This is a genomic window from Leisingera sp. F5 (assembly GCF_001593695.1).
This window is the reverse complement of sequence record NZ_LUKH01000575.1, coordinates 1-2,080: the sequence shown is the minus strand read 5'-3', so window position 1 is coordinate 2,080 and position 2,080 is coordinate 1. Positions and strand designations below refer to the sequence as shown.

At 63.0% G+C, this 2,080-nt stretch carries 2 protein-coding genes; both read left to right on the top strand.

What is annotated here, in order from left to right; all coding sequences use genetic code 11:
* Positions 1-48 precede the first annotated feature (48 nt).
* Positions 49-942 carry an oxygen-dependent coproporphyrinogen oxidase gene (gene hemF / locus A2I95_RS33435; protein WP_291736759.1) on the top strand — a complete coding sequence of 298 codons (894 nt, stop codon included), beginning with the start codon at positions 49-51 and terminating at the stop codon, positions 940-942.
* Positions 943-1,124: 182 nt separating this feature from the next.
* Complete coding sequence (locus A2I95_RS33430; RefSeq protein WP_291736757.1) at positions 1,125-1,940, top strand: GH25 family lysozyme; 816 nt, start codon at positions 1,125-1,127, stop codon at positions 1,938-1,940.
* Positions 1,941-2,080: the final 140 nt, after the last annotated feature.

Below are 2,080 nucleotides of genomic sequence, written 5' to 3'. Positions count from 1 at the left end.
CTGCTGGACCCGGTGGCGGCACCGGTCCACTGATCAGAAAGACCCCACATGACTGCTGAGATGAAGACTGAGAAGGCCCAGGCTGCCGCCTGGTTCCGGGACCTGCGCAACCAGATCGTTGCGGCGTTCGAGGGCCTGGAGGACAGCCACAACGACGGCCCGTTTTCGGACATGGCGCCGGGCCGGTTCGAGGTGACAGAGACCGCGCGCAGCTCGGATGACGGCTCGGATGCAGGCGGCGGGCTGATGAGCGTGATGCGCGGCGGCCGGGTGTTCGAAAAGGTCGGGGTCAATATCTCCGAGGTTTACGGCACCCTGGGCGAACGTGCGCAAAACGCGATGGCGGCGCGCAAGGGCATTCCGGGGATGAAAGATGATCCGCGGTTCTGGGCCTCGGGCATTTCGCTGGTGGCGCATATGCGCAATCCGCATGTGCCTGCGGTGCATATGAACACCCGCATGTTTTGGACCCCGCACGCCTGGTGGTTCGGCGGCGGTTCAGACCTGAACCCTTGTATTGAGTACGATGAGGACACTGCGCATTTTCACCGAACTCAGAAGCAGCATCTGGATCCGCATGGGGAAGACCAGTACCCGCGGCTGAAAGAATGGGCGGATGAGTATTTCTACATCCCGCACCGCAAGCGCGCCCGCGGGGTGGGTGGCATCTTCATGGATGACCGCAACTCCGGCGACTGGGCTGCGGATTTTGCTCTGACTCAGGATATCGGCCGTGCCTTCCTGCCGGCCTTTGTGCCGCTGGTCGAAAAACGCCGGGTGCAGGGTTTTGATGAGGCCGACAAGGACGCCCAGCTGATCCACCGGGGCCTCTATGCGGAATACAATCTGGTCTATGACCGCGGCACCAAATTCGGCCTGGAGACCGGCCACGACGCCAACGCGGTGCTGATGAGCTTGCCGCCCTTGGCCAAATGGGTCTGAACAGCCCGCAAACGTGACACTCTGAACGCGCCGCCCCCCCAACAGTGGCGCATTTTTTGCCGGCGGATTTATGCTGATCCGCTGCCGCTGGACGCGACTTTGCGCCCGCCTGCGCTAGAGTGGAAGGCAACAGGCAAAAAACAAGAGCAGTTGACAACACATCGCGGCAGGGAGCACATCACATGCGCAGACTGGTTCTGGGGGTATTGGCACTGGCACTGGCAACAGGGTGCGGGCGCCCGCCGGACAGGGCCGTCAGCGCGCCCGAAGTCACCCGCACTGAGCCTGCCAATGCGCGGCTGTCCGGGGTGCGGACCTACCCCCGGTTCGGCGACCGTGATCCGCATGATTGGGAGGGGCGCAAGCCCTGGTCTTATCCTGTTCACGGCATCGATGTCTCGCGCTATCAGGGAGAGATCGACTGGCGCAAGGTGCGCCGGTCAGGGGTGTCCTTTGCTTATATCAAGGCAACCGAAGGCGGCGATCACACGGACGCCAGGTTCCGCGATAACTGGCGCGGGGCACGTGCAGCGGGGCTCAAACGCGGCGCCTATCATTACTATTACTTCTGCCGCCCGGCAGCGGAGCAGGCCCGCTGGTTCATCCGCAATGTACCAAGGGATCCGAACGCGCTGCCGCCGGTGCTGGACATGGAGTGGAACCACCGCTCCCGCACCTGCAAGCTGCGCCCTGACGGCGCCAAGGTGCGGGCCGAGGCACGCAAGTTCCTGAACATCCTGGAGCGCTATTATGGCAAGCGCCCGGTGGTCTATACGACGGTGGATTTCTACCGCGACACCGGCATCGGCCGTCTCAGCGGCACCGAATTCTGGCTGCGCTCCGTGGCGGGCCATCCGCGCAAGGTCTACCCGGGCGAAAACTGGAGTTTCTGGCAATACTCCGGCACCGGAGAGGTGCCGGGGGTTGCGGGCGACGTGGACCTCAATACCTTCCGCGGCAGCCCGGAGAGCTGGCTGAGGTGGTCGGGGCAGATCTAGAGCAGGAAGGAATGGGGCTTCGCCCCCTCGCGCCTTGGGCGCTCACCCCCAGAGTATTTGAAACCAGAAAGAAGCCTGCTTCTTCTGGCTGCAAATATCTACCGTGTTGCTTCGGTCAATACCTTGCACACCTTGAGCCT

Bases quoted from the DNA above. Each gene is read 5' to 3' on its own strand.
- hemF (WP_291736759.1), top strand. From the start codon at position 49: ATGACTGCTGAGATGAAGACTGAGAAGGCCCAGGCTGCCGCCTGGTTC.
- A2I95_RS33430 (WP_291736757.1), top strand. From the start codon at position 1,125: ATGCGCAGACTGGTTCTGGGGGTATTGGCACTGGCACTGGCAACAGGG.